The sequence below is a fragment of the Xanthomonas sp. NCPPB 1128 genome (assembly GCF_001043115.1).
In the GTDB taxonomy this organism is placed as follows: domain Bacteria; phylum Pseudomonadota; class Gammaproteobacteria; order Xanthomonadales; family Xanthomonadaceae; genus Xanthomonas_A.
Genome location: NZ_LFME01000043.1, coordinates 1 through 16,517, shown reverse-complemented (window position 1 = coordinate 16,517; position 16,517 = coordinate 1). Strand labels below are relative to the sequence as shown.

Below are 16,517 nucleotides of genomic sequence, written 5' to 3'. Positions count from 1 at the left end.
GCGGGCGGCACCGACGGGCTCAGCCCTTGAACCTGGCTGCGAACTCGGCCACGCGCTTGCCGAGCAGGCGCGCGGTCTCCAGGTCGCCGCTGCGCGGCGCCTCGTCCGGCGAGGCATCGGACGGCGAGATCGCCAGCGCGCCGCCGAAGCCGGCGGTCCAGTTCACGTCGTCGGAGCCGTGCGCCTTGGTGTTGGACGGCATCAGGCCGGTGCCGACCCAGATCTGCGCGTGCTGCTGCGACAGGGTCCAGAAGTACTCGATGGTGGCGAACTTGTCGCCGTTGACCGAGGCCGAGTTGGTGAAGCCGGCGGCGATCTTGTCCTTCCAGGCCTGCGCGAACCACGGCTTGGAGCTGGCGTCGGCGAACTTCTTGAACTGCCAGGCGGGGCCGCCCATGTAGGTCGGGCTGCCGTAGATGATGGCGTCGGCCTGGCCGATGGCCTCCCAGGCGCCGTCGGGCAGGTTGCCGTCCTGGTCGATGCGGTACAGCGTGGCTTCGCCGACGCTGGCGGCGCCGGCGTGCACGGCTTCGGCCTGCTTGACGGTGTGGCCGTAGCCGCTGAAGTAGACGATCGCGATCTTGCTCATGCGCGGACTCCTGAAGGTGAGGGGAAAAGCGCGGGCATTGTGCGCATGCGTCGTGGTCGCGATCAGCGCCATCGGCGGGATGTTGTGTCCGACCGTGCGCCGCGGTTCAGCTCTCGGCCGCGGCGCGCATCGTGCGGTCGACGCCGACCTCGACCAGGTAGTCGATGAAGCTGCGCACCTTCGGCGCCAGGTGGCTGCGGCTGGCGTACACCGCATACACGCCGGTCGGGCCGAGCTGGTGATCGGGCAGGACCCGCACCAGGCGGCCCTCCTCCAGCGCCGCCTCGGCCATGAAATCCGGCTGCACGGTGATGCCCATGCCGGCGATGGCCGCCTCGCGCAGCACGTCGCCGGCGTTCGCGCGCAGGCCGCCCTGCACGCGCACCTGGGTCGGGCCGTCCGGCCCCTGCAGCACCAGTTCGTCCAGCGGCATGTAGCTGTAGCCCAGGAATTCATGGCCGGCCAGGTCGGCGGCCAGGCGCGGCGTGCCGGCACGTTCCAGGTAGGACGGCGCGGCGCACAGGTAGACCTGCACCTCGCCGAGCTTGCGCGCGATCAGGGTCGGCGCCACCTGGCGGGTGACGCGGATCGCCAGGTCGTAGCCTTCCTCGACGATATCCACGATCCGGTCCGATAGCGTCAGGTCCAGCGCGACCTGCGGATAGCGCGCGCGATAGCCGGCCAGGCGTGGCCCCAGCCGGGCGATGGCGAAGCTGAAGGGCGCGTTGATCCGCAGCGTGCCGGAGGGCGTCAGCGCCTGCTCGCCGACCGCCGCCTCCATGTCGTCGAACTCGGCCAGCAGCAACTGGCAGCGCTGGTAATACGCCGCGCCGACGCTGCTCGGGCTGACCCGGCGGGTGGTGCGGTTGAGCAGGCGCAGGCCGAGCCGCTTTTCCAGCCACGCCACCTGGCGGGTGACGCTGGCGGTGGACATGCCGAGTGCCTCGGCCGCGGCGTTGAAGCCGTTGCGGTCGACCACGGCGACGAACACGCGCATCGCATCGAGCGTATCCATTGTTGCGGATCCTGAAATTAATTGCCGAAATCACGATAATTTATTCGCGGTGGCGCTGGGAATAGCCTGTGCGGGTCCCTTCCCATCGGAGATCGTTCATGTCCGCTCCCGTGTCCCGCCTGGCGCCCTACGGCGCCACCCTGCTGCGCCTGGCGCTGGGCGTGCTGTTCCTGGTGCATGCGCTGACCAAGCTGCTGGTGTTCACCCCGGCCGGCACGGCGGCCTACTTCGTATCGCTGGGCTTGCCCGGCGCGCTGGGCTATGTGGCCATGGCGCTGGAATTCGTCATCGCCGCGGCATTGTTGTTCGGCCTGTACGCGCGCTGGGTTGGACTGCTCGGCATCCCGCTGTTGCTGGGCACCATCGTCAGCGTGCATGGCGCCAACGGCTTCGGCTTCGCCAATCCCGGGGGCGGCTGGGAGTACCCGGCGTTCTGGGCGCTGGCGCTCGTGGTGCTGTTCCTGATCGGCGACGGCCGGTTCGTGTTGCGCACGCGCTGAGCGCGGCGCCCCCATTCCTGTGTGGAGACCTGCCATGGCACGTTTGCCTTCCCTGTACATCTCGCACGGCTCGCCGATGACCGCGCTGCAGCCCGGCCTGGTCGGCACGCGGCTGGCCGAACTGGCGGCGACGCTGCCGCGGCCGCGCGCCATCGTGCTGGCGTCGGCGCACTGGCTGGGCCGGCGGCCGCTGGTCGGCGCCGCGGCGCAGCCGCAGACCATCCACGACTTCGGTGGCTTCCCACAGGCGCTGTATACGATGCAGTACCCGGCGCCGGGCGCGCCGGCACTGGCCCAACGCGTCGCCGAGCTGCTGGCGCAGGCCGGGCTGGCGCCGGTGCTGGACGAGCGCCGCGGGCTGGACCACGGTGTGTGGGTGCCGCTGTCGCTGCTGTACCCGCAGGCCGACATCCCGGTGGTGCCGCTGTCGATCCAGCCGGAACTGGGGCCGGAGCATCACCTGGCGCTGGGCCGCGCGCTGGCGCCGCTGCGCGAGGACGGCGTGCTGGTGATCGGCTCGGGCAGCATCACCCACAACCTGCACGACTTCGGCCGCTACGCCGAGGGCAAGGAAGTGCCCTACGTGCGTCCGTTCATCGAATGGACCGAGCAGGCGTTGCGCCGCGACGACGTGCCGGCGATGCTCGACTACCGCCGGCAGGCGCCGTTCGCCGCGCGCGCGCATCCCACCGACGAGCACTGGCTGCCGATTTACGTGGCGATGGGCGCGGCCGGCGCTGACGGGCTGGGCGCGCAGCGCATCGATGCGGGGATCGACGCCGGCCTGCTGGCGATGGACATCTACCGCTTCGACGGCGCCGCGGCGCGTGCGGCGGCCTGAACGCCAGGAGGTCGACCTGAGCGATTCATCGCGGTGAAGGCCGCAGCGCATCCGCGTCTCACCGTTTGAGACGCGGACCCGGCATCGTCGGCCGGTGAATACCCTCGAAAAACTCGCCGTGCTCGCCGACGCGGCCAAGTACGACGCGTCCTGCGCCTCCAGCGGCGCCGACAAGCGCAATTCCCTGCGCAGCGGCGGCATCGGCAGCACCGAGGGCATGGGCATCTGCCATTCGTACACGCCCGACGGGCGCTGCGTCTCGCTGCTGAAGATCCTGCTGACCAACTTCTGCGTGTTCGACTGCGCGTATTGCGTCAACCGCGTGTCCAGCAACGTGCGCCGCGCGCGCTTCACCCCGGCCGAAGTGGTCAAGCTGACCCTGGACTTCTACAAGCGCAACTACATCGAAGGCCTGTTCCTCTCCAGCGGCATCATCCGCAACAGCGACTACACCATGGAGCAACTGGTGGAAGTGGCGCGGCAGCTGCGCGAGGAGCACCGCTTCGCCGGCTACATCCATCTCAAGACCATTCCCGACGCGGCGCCGGAACTGCTCGCCGCCGCCGGCCGCTACGCCGACCGGCTCAGCATCAATGTCGAACTGCCGACGGAAGGCGGTCTGGCGCAATTGGCGCCGGAAAAGAACGTCGGCGGCATCCGTGCGGCGATGGGCGAGCTGCGCTGGCGCATCGAGGAGAGCAAGGAGGCGCGCAAGGCCGAAGCCCGCGTCCGCGCCAAGCCGCCGCGCTTCGCCCCGGCCGGGCAGAGCACGCAGATGATCGTCGGCGCCGATGGCGCCGACGATCGCGCGATCCTGCACACCAGCCACAATCTCTACGGCAACTATCGCCTGCGCCGGGTCTACTACTCCGCGTTCAGTCCGATTCCCGACGCCTCCAGCAAGCTGCCGCTGCAGGCGCCGCCGATGCAGCGCGAGCACCGCCTGTACCAGGCCGACTGGCTGCTGCGGTTCTACGAGTTCTCGGTGGAAGAAATCGCCCCGCCCACCACCAGCGGCATGCTCGATCTGGACGTGGACCCCAAGCTGGCCTGGGCGCTGCGCAACCCGGAGCGATTCCCGGTGGATCTCAATACCGCCGCGCGCGAACTGTTGTTGCGCGTGCCGGGGCTGGGCACCCGCAACGTCGAGCGCCTGCTGCTGGCGCGGCGGCACGCGCGGCTGCGGGTCGGCGACCTGGCGCGGCTGCGGGTGCCGCTGAAGAAACTGCTGCCGTTCGTCAGTGTGCTCGATCACCATCCGCGGCAGCGGCTGGACGATCCGCAGCGGCTGCGTGCGCAGTTGGCGCCGGCACCGCGGCAGGGTGGCTTGTTTGATTGACCCGATGGGCACGGTCTGTTGCGTTCGGCGCGCCGGAGCGATGCAGCGAGCGGACTGTGTTCCAGGCTGAGGTGGTGCCGCCGTGGAGCCTGGAAGCGTGGCGGGCGGTGGCGCGGGCGGCGTGGTGTGCGCAGGTGGCGCCGGAGACGCTGGCCTGGGACGGCGACGCGCAGGGCGGCCTGCTGGTCGGGACCGACGTCGCCACGTTGCCGGCGCAGGTGCCGCCGCCGCGGGTGTCGGCCGAGTTCCTGGCGCTGGCCGGCGCGGTGCTGTGCCATCGCGATCCGCAGCGGCATGCGCTGTTGTACCGGCTGCTGTGGCGCATCGCCGGCGGCGAGCGCGCGCTGCTGCAGCGGGTCACCGATGCCGATGTGCACCGCGCGCAGCAATGGGCGCAGGCGGTGCGCCGCGACAGCCACAAGATGAAGGCGTTCGTGCGCTTCCGTGAGGTGCCGGGCGAACAGGAGGCGTATATCGCCTGGTTCGAGCCGGAGCACCACATCGTCGATCGGGTGGCGCCGTTCTTCGCGCGGCGCTTCGCGGGCATGCGCTGGGCGATCCTCACTCCGTACCGCAGCGTGCGCTGGGACGGCGAGACGCTGCAGTTCGGCGCCGGCGCGCAGCGTGCCGATGCGCCGGCCGACGATGCGCAGGACACGCTGTGGCGCACCTACTACGCCAACATCTTCAATCCGGCGCGGCTCAATCCGACGATGATGCGCCAGGAGATGCCGCAGAAATACTGGAAGCATCTGCCGGAGGCGCAGCTGCTGCCGACGCTGATCCGCGATGCCGGGCAGCGCGTGCGCGAGATGGCCGAGCGCGCGCCCGAGCCGGTGCGGCGGCGCATTCCCGCGCCGGCACCGGCGCCGGTGGTGGCCGCCGACGACAGCCTCGACGCGCTGCGCGCGGCGGCGCGCGACTGCCGCCGTTGTCCGCTGTGGCAGCCGGCGACCCAGACCGTGTTCGGCGAGGGACCGCAGGATGCCGCGGTGATGGTGGTGGGCGAGCAGCCTGGCGACGAGGAGGACCTGAGCGGGCGTCCCTTCGTCGGCCCGGCCGGGCGCCTGTTCGACCGCGCGCTGCAGGAGCTGGGGGTCGACCGTGCCGGCATGTACGTGACCAACGCGGTCAAGCACTTCCGCTTCGAGCAGCGCGGCAAGGCGCGGCTGCATCGCAATCCCGAGCGGGCCCATGTCGAGGCCTGCCGCATGTGGCTGGCTGGCGAACTGGCGCGGGTGCGCCCGCGCATCGTGCTGTGCCTGGGCGCGACCGCGGCGCGCGCGGTGCTGGGGAGCGGCTTCAAGCTGATGGCCCAGCGCGGGCAATGGCAGGCGCTGGACGACGGCACCCGCGCGCTGGCCACCGTGCATCCGTCGTGGGTGCTGCGCCAGCGCGGCGGCGAGGCGGGCGAGGCCGCCTATCAGGGCTTCGTACGCGACTTGCGCGTGCTGGCAGCGCAGGTGCCGATGCCGCACGCAGGCGGTGCCGGCGACTGACGCCCTGTGCGCGTGGCGCGGTCGTCGTCGGCGGAGCGCCGTCGTGGTCGGCCGCATGCACGTGCAAAACGGGGACGGCCGTAGCCGCCCCCGCGATGCCAATGCACCCCCCGACGTGTGCTTACGGCATCAAAACCTTGTCCACCACATGGATCACGCCATTGCTCTGCATCACGTCGGCGGTGGTGACGTGCGCGGTGTTGCCCTTGCTGTCGGTGAGGGTGACCTTGCCGCCGCGGGTCTTGGCGATCAGCGTTTCGCCCTGCACGGTGGTCAGCTTGGCGCTGCCGCCGCCGGCCTTGATCTGCGCCAGCAGTGCAGCCGCATCGAGCTTGCCGGGGACCACGTGGTAGGTCAGTACCTGGGTCAGCTTTTCCTTGTTCTCCGGCTTGAGCAGCGTGTCCACCGTGCCGGCCGGCAAGGCGGCGAAGGCGGCATTGGTCGGCGCGAACACCGTGAACGGGCCCGCGCCCTTCAGCGTGTCCACCAGGCCAGCGGCCTTGACCGCGGCGACCAGGGTGGTGTGATCCTTGGAGTTGACCGCGTTGTCGATGATGTCCTTGGTGGCGTACATCGGCGCGCCCCCGACCATCGGATTCGGCTTTGCTTCGCTCATCGCGGCGTGGTCGTGCATCGCGGCCTGGCTGGGGGCGGCCATGGCGGGCAGGGAGACGAGGCCGGCGAGGGCCAGGGACAGCAAGTGGATCTTCATGGGCTTGCTCCTTGAAAGGGATGCGCGGCCAGTCGACCGTGCACCCCTCTCTACGCGCCCAGCGTCGGCGTGGTTGCATCACGCCGTCCAGATAATGATGAATGGGTGCTGCTGGCGGGCATCGTCGCGCGTATCAAGGCAAGCTAGGCGAGCATTCCCTCGTACGGCGGCGCAGGCTGTAACAGGTACGGCGGCGCGGCGGGAACGATCGATCCAGAGACAGGTGCTTCGTCATCGTCGGCCTGCATGGATGAGGTCAAGCACACTGAGAAGGTATATCCATATGTTCAAACTGGCTTGCCTGTGGTAAGGCGCCGGCCTCAAATTTGACGCCACGAAAGTCGCAATTTTTGAATTGCGAATCGGAAAAAGTGCAGTTGATGAATTTTGATGCTCTAAACTCAACCCTGTCGAACACGGCGCCGGTAAAATCGCAGTCTATGAATGTTACCCGACGACCGCCGTACTCCATTCCACGAGATCCAGCGGCGAATCTGGCGTTGACGAAATCCGTTCTTTCACATACTGCATCATCCATGGTGATCACAAGCCTGCTTCTTGAGAAGTTGCACCTCTTTATTTCTGTCCTGCAGAGGATTGCCCTGTCCAAGCAGGATTTTTCGAAATTGACATCCATGAAATAGCTGTTGCTCGCACTTCCCGATATCTTCGAATAAGACAGGTCGGTGTTGCTTATCCTTGATTCGAAGAGATTCGCGATCTTCAATTGCTCCAGGATGGCAAATGAACCGATGGTGATGCCGGAAAGATCGGCGTCGCGAATGATCGGCCGTCCGGCCGCAATGGAATCAATGCTGTCGATGATGCTCGCCACATAGTCATGGTCGCGCCATTTATCGGTTGTGTTTTTCATGATCGGACGCCTCGATGACGAATTGGCGTCATGATATCGGCCATGCCGTTATGTTTGAGCATGGCTGTCGCGTCAGATGCACACGTCCCCACCCTGAGTGGCTGTCGGGTTTAGGATCCGGGGTTGACGATCGGTGCTTTGCAGATGCTTGGCTTGCTGGAGGGGCAAAGGCGCGTCGGCTCAGCGGCGCTGCAGCACGTAGCTGTTTTCGAAGCCATGGGCGCAGCCGAGCACGTGGAAGTCGCCGAAGTAGCCGGCGGCGCGCAGCAGGTCCACCGCGGGACCGACCTCCGGCGAGTACTCCCAGTCGCCGTAGTCGTCGAACACCACGAATCCGCCGGAGACGACGCTCGGCCCATACAGCAGGAAATCCAGCAGCACGTTGCGCCCGGTATGCCCGCCGTCGATGTGCAGCAACGCCACCTTCGGCTCCATCGCGTAGAAATGCTCGGCGCAGAATTCGGAGTAGCCGCGGATGAAGCGCGCATTGGGCAGCAGTTGCTGCCGGTAGTGGTTGAATTCCTCGAACTGGTTCGGCAACGCGAACGGATCCATGCCGATCACCCGGCGCTGGCGCCCGCAGACCTCGTTCATCAGCACCAGCGACTTGCCCTTCCAGACCCCGATCTCCACCAGGTCGCCTGGCACGCCTTCCAGCAGCAGGCACAGGTAGCCCAGCAGCCGCACGTGATCGTGGAAGGACAGCTCGCGCCGCTCCATCGCGTGCTCGGCCGGCAGGCTGGCCTGGGCCTGGACGAAGTGCTCGCCGACCAGGTCCCAGATCCGCGGAATGCTGCCTTCCGCCGCGTGTTCGTCGATGAAACGGTTGAGTTGCTGGATGGTGAGCATGCGGTCTCCGGCGGAAGGGTACCGGTGTCCGCCACCGGCTCTGTCGCCGGATAGTAGCCTGGGTGCCGCCCGCGCCACTGGACATCGCCGCCGCGGTGCGCTTTGCTTGCAGGCTCCCCCATTCATGGGCGGCGCCGCCGGCGTGGCGCCGCCGTCCGGACGAGCATGCATTCGATCGAAGTTGTCTTGGCGATGTTGCTGGCGGTGGTGGCCAGCGGCTACCTGGTGCGCGTCCTGCCGTTCTCGCTGCCGTTGCCTCTGGTGCAGATCGGCCTGGGCGCGATCATCGCCGGCGTGTTCAAGAAGGGCTATGCGCTGGAGCCGGAACTGTTCTTCCTGCTGTTCCTGCCGCCGCTGCTGTTCCTGGACGGCTGGCGCATCCCCAAGCAGGGCCTGTTCCGCGACAAGGGCGTGATCCTGGAACTGGCGCTGGGCCTGGTGGTGTTCACCGTGATCGGCGCCGGCTTCCTGATCCATTGGATGATCCCGACCATGCCGCTGGCGGTGGCGTTCGCGCTGGCCGCGGTGGTGTCGCCGACCGATCCGATCGCGGTATCCTCGATCGCGGCGCGCGCGCCGATCCCCAAGCGGCTGATGCACATCCTGGAAGGCGAGTCGCTGCTCAACGACGCGTCCGGCCTGGTCTGCTTCCAGTTCGCGGTGGCCGCGGCGATCACCGGCACGTTCTCGCTGGCCGACGCCTCGCTGACCTTCCTGTGGGTGGCGCTGGTCGGCGTCGCCGCCGGCATCGCGGTGGTGGTCGGCACCAGTCTGGCGCAGCGTTGGGTGTGGCGCCAGGTCGGCGAGGAGCCGGGCGCGGCGATCCTGGTCAACCTGTTGCTGCCGTTCGCCGCCTACCTGCTGGCCGAGGCGATCAACGCCTCGGGCATCATCGCCGCGGTCGCCGCCGGCATCGCCATGAGCTACGTGGAGCTGAGCGGCCGCGCCCCGGGCAGCATGCGCGTGCAGCGCTCGGCGGTGTGGGACATGGTGCAGTTCACCCTCAACGGCATCATGTTCGTGCTGCTGGGCGAGCAACTGCCGGGCATCGTGCAGGGCGCCATGCACAACATGGACGAAGCCGGGCACCTGGACCCGTGGTGGCTGCCGGCCTATGCGCTGGCGATCTACGTCGGCCTGCTGCTGTTGCGCTTCCTGTGGGTGTGGCTGTCGCTACGCTGGACCCTGCTCAAGGCGCGCCGCCGCGGCGAGGACCGGCAGAGCCCGCCGTGGCGGATCGTGGTGGCGACCTCGCTGGCCGGCGTGCGCGGCGCGATCACCCTCGCCGGCGTGCTGACCCTGCCGCTGGCCCTGCCCAGCGGCGCCGCGTTCCCGGCCCGCGACCTGGCCATCTTCCTGGCCAGCGCGGTGATCGTCACCTCGCTGCTGGTCGCCAGCATCGGGCTGCCGCGGCTGCTGCGCGGCCTGGAACTGCCGGAAGAACCCAACGACCAGCGGGAAGAGGACCTGGCGCGGCGCGAGTCCTCGCGTGCGGCACTGGCCGCTGTGGAGAAGCTGCGCCAGCGGCTGGTGCAGGACAGCGAGCATGCCGATCTCTACAACGAAGCGGCGAACCGGGTCAGCGCGCTGTACCAGCGCCATCTGGACCACGGCGAGGCGATGGAGAGCGACCCGGAGGAGGCGCGGCGCCTGGACGCGGTGCTGCGCCAGCTGCGCAACGCCGGGCTGCAGGCCGAACGCCAGGAACTGTTCAAGCTGACCCGCCAGCGCAAGATCTCCGACGAGATCGCCCGTCGCCTGATCCGCAACTTGGATCTGCTGGAGGCGCGGCGCAAGAGTTGAGGGCCGGGATTGGGGAGTCGGGAGTGGGGATTCGCAGAAGCCCGGCAATCGCGCGTGCACGCCATGTGCAGGCACCCGAATCCGCCATCGCAACGCGCAGCCCGCGCTTTGCGAATCCCCACTCCCGACTCCCCAATCCCGGCTTTTCAGCACTATCCCGCACACGGGAGAGTGCTTCCGCTGCATCGGGATTTATCCATCACGACCAGGCTTCTACCCTGAGGGCCGTTTCCGCAGCCGCTGCGCCACCCCGGGAGGTCCCGTGTCGCCGATCATTTCCGTGCAACAGCTCACCAAGACCTACGCCGGGGGCTTCCAGGCGCTCAAGGGCATCGACCTGGAGATCCATCGCGGCGAGATCTTCGCCCTGCTCGGCCCCAACGGCGCCGGCAAGACCACGCTGATCAGCATCATCTGCGGGCTGGTCAATCCCAGCAGCGGTCGGGTGCTGGCCGACGGCCACGACATCGTGCGCGACTACCGCGCCGCGCGCGGCAAGATCGGCCTGGTGCCGCAGGAACTGGCCACCGATGCGTTCGAGACGGTATGGGCGACGGTGCGCTTCAGCCGCGGCCTGTTCGGCAAGCCGCGCGACGACGCCCACCTGGAGCGGGTGCTGCGCGAGCTGTCGCTGTGGGACAAGCGCGACAGCCGCATCTCCACCCTGTCCGGCGGCATGAAGCGGCGCGTGCTGATCGCCAAGGCGCTGGCGCACGAGCCGTCCATCCTGTTCCTGGACGAACCCACCGCCGGCGTCGACGTGGAGCTGCGCCACGACATGTGGCAGATGGTGCGGCGCCTGCGCGAGCAGGGCACCACCATCATCCTGACCACGCACTACATCGAGGAGGCCGAGGACATGGCCGACCGCGTCGGCGTGGTCGCCCGCGGCGAACTGCTGCTGGTGGAGGACAAGCGCACGCTGATGCGCAAGCTCGGCAAGAAACAGCTGGCGCTGACCCTGCAGGCGCCGCTGCCGGCGTTGCCGCCGGCGCTGGCGGCGCAGCCGCTGGAGCTGTCCGCCGATGGCGCGACGCTGACCTACACCTACGACGCGCAGGCCGCGCAGACCGGCATCGGCCCGCTGCTGCGGCAACTGGAGGCGCAGGGCGTGGAGATCAAGGACCTGCAGTCCAGCGAGAGCTCGCTGGAGGAAATCTTCGTCAATCTGGTACGGCCGGCGGCCGCCGCTGCGGAGGCGCGCGCATGAACCTGCACGCGATCGCCGCGATCTACCGTTTCGAGATGGCGCGCACCTTCCGCACGCTGACCCAGTCGATCGCCTCGCCGGTGCTGTCGACCTCGCTGTACTTCGTGGTGTTCGGCGCGGCGATCGGCTCGCGCATGGGTGCCATCGACGGCATCAGCTACGGCGCCTACATCATTCCCGGGTTGGTGATGCTGTCGTTGCTCAGCGAAAGCATTTCCAACGCCTCCTTCGGCATCTACATGCCGCGCTGGGCCGGCACCATCTACGAGGTGCTGTCGGCGCCGGTGGCGTGGTGGGAAGTGGTGATCGGCTACGTCGGCGCGGCGGCGAGCAAGTCGGTGCTGCTGGGCCTGCTGATCCTGCTCACCGCACGCGCCTTCGTGCCGTACGAGATCGCCCATCCGCTGTGGATGTTCGGCTTCCTGGTGCTGACCGCGCTGACCTTCAGCCTGTTCGGCTTCATCATCGGCGTGTGGGCCGACGGCTTCGAGAAGCTGCAGGTGATCCCGTTGATGGTGATCACGCCGCTGACCTTCCTCGGCGGCAGCTTCTATTCGATCAACATGCTGCCGCCGCTGTGGCAGAAGATCAGCCTGTTCAACCCGGTGGTGTACCTGGTCAGCGGCTTCCGCTGGGCGTTCTACGGCAAGGCCGACGTGCACATCGCGACCAGCCTGGGCATGACCCTGGGGTTCCTGGCGCTGTGCCTGGGTGTGGTCTGGGCGATCTTCCGCAGCGGCTATCGGCTCAAGCCCTGAAGCGGTGGCCGACGGGCGCGCGGCGTGCGGCCGCGCGTCGTCGTGCGTCGGCAGGCGCTGTGCCTGCCGGCGATCGCACCTACTTGGCGTCGAGCCAGAAGGCTTCGACTTGGCCCTTGACCTTCATGGTCATGGGATTGCCGCGGCGGTCGCGCGCCTTGCCGACCTGCACGCGGATCCAGCCTTCGCTGATCGAGTATTCCTCGACGTTGTCGCGCTCCACGCCGTTGAAGCGGATGCCGACGCCGCGCGACAGCGTCTCGGCATCGTGGAAGGGGCTCTGCGGGCTGACCGCCAGGCGGTCGGGGGGCGTGTCGGACATCGTGATGGCTTCGCGTGGCGGCGGACAGCGCCGTCTTCCGGGCTGCGAAGGATAAACGTCCACGGCGCCGTTGCCGAGTTTTGCGCTTCCGCCGGCGCGCCGGGCGCGGCACACTGGCGCTCCCCCGTGATGCCCGATCCGCCGCCATGCCCGACAACAGCGCCGACTACGACGATCCCGACGACCTGTTCGACGACGATGACGATCCGGACACCCAGCAGGGCTTGATCTGGAACCTGCTGCTGCTGATCAACCCGGGCGACGAGGAAAGCGCGCTGCGCCAGTTCGACGCCTACCGCGAGGCGGCCGGCGAGGCCGAGCGCGAGGACGCGGACTGGCTGTGGACGCTGAAGGATGCGATCGACTGGCGCGCGGGTTTCTACGTCGACGGCCACGGCCGCGAGGCGCTGATCGGCGCGATCGACGAACTGGCCGCGCGCTGGAACCTGCGCATCGACTGGGGCGGCGACGTCGACGACGCCGATTTCCTCGAGGACCACGACAGCGCCTCGCTGCTGGCCGTGGCCTACGACCGCCTGCGCGAGCACGGCTACAGCATCTGGTGCTGGGACGCCGGCAGCGAAATCCGCGCCGGCTGGATGGCGCTCAGCCGCGACGACCAGGACATGCAGCGCCTGGCCGCGATCCTGGGCATCGACCTGCGCCCGGGCAGCGATCCGTTCTAGGTAGACGTCAGTCGGCGCTGCGGGCGTGCTGTAGGAGCGGCTTCAGCCGCGACAGGCTTTCCCGGGAACGCCCGTCGCGGCTGAAGCCGCTCCTACGAAAGCGCGTTGGCGGACGCGGTGGCGCCGCTCACTGCGCCTCGCCCCGCGCCTGCGCGCGGGCATTGCGGATCAATGCTTTCAGCAACTCGCGGTCGCTGTGTCGTGAGACCGGCACCGCGCCCAGGCGGATCGCCTCGTCGCGCAGGGCCGCCGGCACGTCGTAGTGCGCGCCGCTGAGCTTGTTCTGGAAGGCGCGGCGGGGAATGCCCAGCCGCGCCGCCATGGCGTGCAGTTCGTCCAGCGTGTCGGCGAGCAGGTGGCCCCAGCGCTGGCCGCGCCAGGGATGCACCGCGTCGTCGATGTAGACCGCCATCGGGTCCGGTCAGGCCGGCTTGTGCGTTTCCGCCGCGGCGTCCGGCGCCGCCCTGCTGTCGGCCTGTGCCGGCGCGGCATCGGTCGTCTCCGGCGCGTCGTCCGCGTCGGTCTCGTCCTCGCCCGCATCCTCTGCCGCGCCATCGCCCGCCGCGAACTCGGCGACCAGGGCGTCCAGGTACTCGGCCGGGGTCTGGCCGGCCTCGGCCGCCAGCGCGTCGATCATCTGCTGCAACTGCGTCGAGTATTCCAGGGTGATGGTGTTGCCTTCCTGCTCCTGCAGGTTGGCCAGGTGCTTGAGCATCGCCAGCATCGGCACCGGATTGTCGGCATTGCCCATGGTCTGGCCGCCGACCGCCAGCAGCCACTGGCGTCCCTGCAGGCCAATCGCGGCCAGCACGCGGCCGCTCTGGTCCTGCAGCACGGCGTGGTTGGCGATGGGCTGCTCGCGGCCCAGGCGGGCGAAGGGGCGCGGCGACTGCTGCTTCTTGCGCTTGTCGCGCTTGGCTTTGGATTGCTTGGACACGGCGGTCTCGTTGGCGAAGTGGCGGCCATTGTAAGCGCCGCGCCGTGTACGGTCCTGCCGGGTCATCGTGGCGCGGAAACTGACTGCGCGCCGGGTACCGCCGCGATCAGCGTGCGCTGGCCGCCTCGGTCCCGCCGCTGCCGGCGGCAGCCGTCACCGGGGCGCCACCGTTGATGCTGCGCAAGGCATCACGCGCGGCGGCTGCCGCCGCCTCCGGCGAGGTCGTGCGCGGCTCGGCGATCTGCACCGAGGCCTTGGCCGGCGTCGCCGCCGGTGCCGCCGGGGCAGCGCCGTTCGTGGCGGCCGGTGTCGCCGCGGGTGCGCCCTTGCCAGCGGCCGGCGCTGCGGCGGCTTCGGTCGCCGCGGCGCTCAGGTCCGGCACCTTGGTGTCGGCATCGGATTGCACCGTGCCCAGGGCGACGCTGTGGTCGCCATCGGCGGTGGCGGCGTCCTCGGCATCCTTGGTCATCACCACGATGCTGATGCGGCGGTTGATCGGATTGTTCGGCACCTGCTTGTCGAACAGCACGGACGAGGACAGCCCGACCACGCGCGAGACCTTGTCCTCGCCCATGCCGCCGGCGACCAGTTCGCGGCGCGCGGCATTGGCGCGGTCCGCGCTCAGCTCCCAGTTGCTGTAGCCATTCTTGCCGCTGTACTGGGTGACGTCGGTGTGGCCGGTGATGCTGATGTGGTTGGGCACCTGGTTGATGAAGCCGGACAGCTCGTGGAGGATGCCGCGGGTGTAGGGCTTGAGCACCGCGCTGCCGAGGTCGAACATCGGCCGGTTCTCCTTGTCCACGATCTGGATGCGCAGGCCGTCCGGGGTCAGGTCCAGCAGCAACTGGTCCTTGAACGGTTCCAGCGCCTGGCTCTTGTCGATGGCCTGCTTCAGCTCCTGCATCAGCGTTTCCAGGCGTTCCTTCTCCTTCTCGCGCTGGCTGCTCTTGCTGTTGTCGTCGCCCTTCAGGCTCTTGCTGCCGAACGGATCCTTGTTGTTGCCGCGCTGCATCTCGCCGGCGCCGCCGAGCTTGATCATCGAGGTGCTGGCGCCGCCGGGGCCGGCCATGCCGGGACTCGGCGCCGGGCTCTTGCCGGCCAGCGGGCTGGGATTGCGGAAGTATTCGGCGATCGCCGCGCGCTGTTCCTTGGTGGTGGCCGCGACCAGCCACAGCACCAGGAAGAACGCCATCATCGCGGTCACGAAGTCGGCATAGGCCACCTTCCACGCGCCGCCGTGGTGGCCGCCGCCCTGGACCTTCTTGACCCGGCGGATGACGACGGTGGATTTGGTCTCGGCCATGACCGCGTTACTTGATCGTCTTCAGATGCGATTCGAAGTCGGCGAAGCTCGGCCGCACGTCGGTCGGCAGGGTCTTGCGCGCGAATTCGAGGGCGATCTTCGGGTTGTAGCCGCGCAGGCAGGCCAGCAGCGCGGTCTTCACCGATTCGAAGATGCGGCTGTCCTGCTCGGCGCGCGCTTCCATCGCCGCAGACAGCGGCGCGACGAAGCCATAGGCCAGCAGGATGCCGAGGAAGGTGCCGACCAGCGCCGCGCCGACGTGGTGGCCGATTTCCTCGATCGGGCCGCCGATCGAGCCCATGGTGATCACGATGCCCAGCACCGCGGCGACGATGCCGAAGCCGGGCAGGCCGTCGGACACCTTGCTCAGTGCATGCGCCGGCGCCATCGCCTCGTGGTGGTGCTTCTCCAGCTCCAGTTCCAGCAGCGGTTCCAGTTCGTGCGGCTCGATGTTGCTGCCGATCATCAGGCGCAGGCAGTCGGTGATGAAGTCCAGCAGGTGGTGGTCGGCCAGCACCTTCGGGTAGTTGCCGAAGATCGCGCTGTCGGCGGGGCGCTCGACATGGTCTTCCAGGGCCATGAAGCCGTCGCGGCGCGCCTTGTTCAGCAGTTCGTAGATCAGGGTCAGGGTGCTGCGGTAGTCGTCGGCCTTGTACTGCGGGCCCTTGAACACGCCCAGCACGCCGGAGAGGGTCGCCTTGACGATCTTGCCCGGGGTGCTGACCAGGAACGCGCCCAGCGCCGCGCCACCGATGATCATCAGCTCGTAGGGCTGCCACAGCGCGCCGAGTTTGCCGTGCGACAGCACGTAGCCGCCGACCACGCTGATGATGACGACGATGAAGCCAACGATGATGAGCATGGCGGGGCAGCCTGCGGGCCGGAACGGGGACGCTCTAGATGTCGGCCCCGCCGCGCCATTCTGAAGGTGTGAACTGTGCCGGGTTTTTGGCGGTGCCGGCGGCAGGCCGGGTGCTCAGCCGGTCATGCCGCTGTCGTGGCGGACGCATTTGAGCGTCTCGCCCAGGCCGGCGAGGGTCAGCGTGGCCTGGTCCGGTTGCGACTGCCAGAAGGTGTTTCCCAGCGCATCGGTGTAGCGCGCGCCGGTGGCAGCGCCGGCATCGGTGCGCTGCATGTCCAGGCGGGTGCCGCGCACCTGCAGGGCCTGCCGCTCGCGCGCCGGATCGGCCGCCGCCTGCACCAGTTCCTCGCCGCACCGCCACTGCATGGGCAGGGCATCGGCCTGCAGGCCGGGGGTGGCGGCGGGCGAAGGCGTGGCC

General features: G+C 68.7%; 19 protein-coding genes. 8 read left to right on the top strand and 11 right to left on the bottom strand.

Annotation, left to right across the window (positions count from 1 at the left end; translation table 11 throughout):
* Positions 1-19: 19 nt before the first annotated feature.
* Positions 20-589, bottom strand: a complete 570-nt coding sequence (locus tag ACP93_RS19125; RefSeq protein ID WP_048492263.1) for a flavodoxin family protein — start codon at positions 587-589, stop codon at positions 20-22.
* A gap of 106 nt (positions 590-695) precedes the next feature.
* Positions 696-1,604: a LysR family transcriptional regulator gene (locus ACP93_RS19120; RefSeq protein ID WP_048492249.1), complete on the bottom strand. Its 909-nt coding sequence runs from the start codon at positions 1,602-1,604 to the stop codon at positions 696-698.
* A 98-nt stretch (positions 1,605-1,702) separates the two neighbouring features.
* Between ACP93_RS19120 and ACP93_RS19115 the strand changes: the two genes are divergently transcribed.
* The 4 genes from ACP93_RS19115 to ACP93_RS19100 all read left to right on the top strand — a co-directional run bounded on the left by ACP93_RS19115 (position 1,703) and on the right by ACP93_RS19100 (position 5,783).
* The gene (locus ACP93_RS19115; RefSeq protein ID WP_048492248.1) at positions 1,703-2,104 is read left to right on the top strand and encodes a DoxX family protein; all 402 of its coding nucleotides are present in this window, start codon (positions 1,703-1,705) and stop codon (positions 2,102-2,104) included.
* A 34-nt stretch (positions 2,105-2,138) separates the two neighbouring features.
* On the top strand, positions 2,139-2,945 hold the full coding sequence (locus tag ACP93_RS19110) for a DODA-type extradiol aromatic ring-opening family dioxygenase (RefSeq protein WP_048492247.1): 807 nt from the start codon (positions 2,139-2,141) through the stop codon (positions 2,943-2,945).
* Positions 2,946-3,039: 94 nt separating this feature from the next.
* Positions 3,040-4,284, top strand: coding sequence for a putative DNA modification/repair radical SAM protein (locus tag ACP93_RS19105; RefSeq protein ID WP_048492246.1), 1,245 nt, complete (start codon positions 3,040-3,042; stop codon positions 4,282-4,284).
* 56 nt (positions 4,285-4,340) lie between these two features.
* Entirely contained in the window at positions 4,341-5,783 is a 1,443-nt protein-coding gene (locus ACP93_RS19100; RefSeq protein ID WP_048492245.1) for a UdgX family uracil-DNA binding protein, read from the top strand.
* Positions 5,784-5,904: 121 nt separating this feature from the next.
* Here ACP93_RS19100 and ACP93_RS19095 read toward each other — a convergent pair whose 3' ends face one another.
* The 3 genes from ACP93_RS19095 to ACP93_RS19090 form a co-directional block, all read right to left on the bottom strand.
* Positions 5,905-6,495 (bottom strand): fasciclin domain-containing protein, encoded by a 591-nt coding sequence (locus ACP93_RS19095; RefSeq protein WP_017911977.1) that lies wholly within the window; start codon positions 6,493-6,495, stop codon positions 5,905-5,907.
* A gap of 256 nt (positions 6,496-6,751) precedes the next feature.
* Positions 6,752-7,369, bottom strand: coding sequence for a pentapeptide repeat-containing protein (locus ACP93_RS21350; protein ID WP_204243724.1), 618 nt, complete (start codon positions 7,367-7,369; stop codon positions 6,752-6,754).
* Between the two features lie 180 nt (positions 7,370-7,549).
* Positions 7,550-8,218 (bottom strand): class I SAM-dependent methyltransferase, encoded by a 669-nt coding sequence (locus ACP93_RS19090; protein ID WP_048492244.1) that lies wholly within the window; start codon positions 8,216-8,218, stop codon positions 7,550-7,552.
* Positions 8,219-8,383: 165 nt separating this feature from the next.
* Here ACP93_RS19090 and ACP93_RS19085 point away from each other — a divergent pair, with 165 nt between their 5' ends.
* The 3 genes from ACP93_RS19085 (at position 8,384) to ACP93_RS19075 (ending at position 11,989) form a co-directional block, all read left to right on the top strand.
* Positions 8,384-10,021, top strand: a complete 1,638-nt coding sequence (locus ACP93_RS19085) for a Na+/H+ antiporter (protein WP_048492243.1) — start codon at positions 8,384-8,386, stop codon at positions 10,019-10,021.
* Between the two features lie 262 nt (positions 10,022-10,283).
* Positions 10,284-11,231, top strand: a complete 948-nt coding sequence (locus tag ACP93_RS19080; protein ID WP_048492242.1) for an ABC transporter ATP-binding protein — start codon at positions 10,284-10,286, stop codon at positions 11,229-11,231.
* Positions 11,228-11,989 (top strand): ABC transporter permease, encoded by a 762-nt coding sequence (locus tag ACP93_RS19075; RefSeq protein ID WP_048492241.1) that lies wholly within the window; start codon positions 11,228-11,230, stop codon positions 11,987-11,989. The genes ACP93_RS19080 and ACP93_RS19075 overlap by 4 nt, the downstream gene beginning before the upstream one ends.
* A gap of 79 nt (positions 11,990-12,068) precedes the next feature.
* Here ACP93_RS19075 and ACP93_RS19070 read toward each other — a convergent pair whose 3' ends face one another.
* Positions 12,069-12,311: a DUF3297 family protein gene (locus tag ACP93_RS19070; RefSeq protein ID WP_048492240.1), complete on the bottom strand. Its 243-nt coding sequence runs from the start codon at positions 12,309-12,311 to the stop codon at positions 12,069-12,071.
* A 146-nt stretch (positions 12,312-12,457) separates the two neighbouring features.
* On the opposite strand from ACP93_RS19070, the gene ACP93_RS19065 reads away from it, so the two are divergent.
* Positions 12,458-12,997: a DUF6630 family protein gene (locus tag ACP93_RS19065; RefSeq protein WP_048492239.1), complete on the top strand. Its 540-nt coding sequence runs from the start codon at positions 12,458-12,460 to the stop codon at positions 12,995-12,997.
* Between the two features lie 127 nt (positions 12,998-13,124).
* Here the strand turns inward: ACP93_RS19065 and ACP93_RS19060 are convergent, their stop codons facing one another.
* The 5 genes from ACP93_RS19060 to ACP93_RS19040 form a co-directional block, all read right to left on the bottom strand.
* The gene (locus tag ACP93_RS19060) at positions 13,125-13,409 is read right to left on the bottom strand and encodes a DUF4031 domain-containing protein (protein ID WP_010340278.1); all 285 of its coding nucleotides are present in this window, start codon (positions 13,407-13,409) and stop codon (positions 13,125-13,127) included.
* Positions 13,410-13,418: 9 nt separating this feature from the next.
* Positions 13,419-13,934 carry a hypothetical protein gene (locus tag ACP93_RS19055; RefSeq protein ID WP_048492262.1) on the bottom strand — a complete coding sequence of 172 codons (516 nt, stop codon included), beginning with the start codon at positions 13,932-13,934 and terminating at the stop codon, positions 13,419-13,421.
* Positions 13,935-14,040: 106 nt separating this feature from the next.
* The gene (motB, locus tag ACP93_RS19050; protein WP_048492238.1) at positions 14,041-15,237 is read right to left on the bottom strand and encodes a flagellar motor protein MotB; all 1,197 of its coding nucleotides are present in this window, start codon (positions 15,235-15,237) and stop codon (positions 14,041-14,043) included.
* Between the two features lie 7 nt (positions 15,238-15,244).
* Entirely contained in the window at positions 15,245-16,099 is an 855-nt protein-coding gene (gene motA / locus ACP93_RS19045) for a flagellar motor stator protein MotA (RefSeq protein ID WP_017908926.1), read from the bottom strand.
* A 114-nt stretch (positions 16,100-16,213) separates the two neighbouring features.
* A partial coding sequence (locus tag ACP93_RS19040; protein WP_048492237.1) for an MliC family protein occupies positions 16,214-16,517 on the bottom strand: 304 nt, incomplete at its 5' end.

Coding starts and splice junctions, on each gene's coding strand:
- ACP93_RS19125 (WP_048492263.1), bottom strand. CDS start 589: ATGAGCAAGATCGCGATCGTCTACTTCAGCGGCTACGGCCACACCGTC.
- ACP93_RS19120 (WP_048492249.1), bottom strand. CDS start 1,604: ATGGATACGCTCGATGCGATGCGCGTGTTCGTCGCCGTGGTCGACCGC.
- ACP93_RS19115 (WP_048492248.1), top strand. CDS start 1,703: ATGTCCGCTCCCGTGTCCCGCCTGGCGCCCTACGGCGCCACCCTGCTG.
- ACP93_RS19110 (WP_048492247.1), top strand. CDS start 2,139: ATGGCACGTTTGCCTTCCCTGTACATCTCGCACGGCTCGCCGATGACC.
- ACP93_RS19095 (WP_017911977.1), bottom strand. CDS start 6,495: ATGAAGATCCACTTGCTGTCCCTGGCCCTCGCCGGCCTCGTCTCCCTG.
- ACP93_RS21350 (WP_204243724.1), bottom strand. CDS start 7,369: ATGAAAAACACAACCGATAAATGGCGCGACCATGACTATGTGGCGAGC.
- ACP93_RS19090 (WP_048492244.1), bottom strand. CDS start 8,218: ATGCTCACCATCCAGCAACTCAACCGTTTCATCGACGAACACGCGGCG.
- ACP93_RS19085 (WP_048492243.1), top strand. CDS start 8,384: ATGCATTCGATCGAAGTTGTCTTGGCGATGTTGCTGGCGGTGGTGGCC.
- ACP93_RS19075 (WP_048492241.1), top strand. CDS start 11,228: ATGAACCTGCACGCGATCGCCGCGATCTACCGTTTCGAGATGGCGCGC.
- ACP93_RS19070 (WP_048492240.1), bottom strand. CDS start 12,311: ATGTCCGACACGCCCCCCGACCGCCTGGCGGTCAGCCCGCAGAGCCCC.
- ACP93_RS19065 (WP_048492239.1), top strand. CDS start 12,458: ATGCCCGACAACAGCGCCGACTACGACGATCCCGACGACCTGTTCGAC.
- ACP93_RS19060 (WP_010340278.1), bottom strand. CDS start 13,409: ATGGCGGTCTACATCGACGACGCGGTGCATCCCTGGCGCGGCCAGCGC.
- motB (WP_048492238.1), bottom strand. CDS start 15,237: ATGGCCGAGACCAAATCCACCGTCGTCATCCGCCGGGTCAAGAAGGTC.
- motA (WP_017908926.1), bottom strand. CDS start 16,099: ATGCTCATCATCGTTGGCTTCATCGTCGTCATCATCAGCGTGGTCGGC.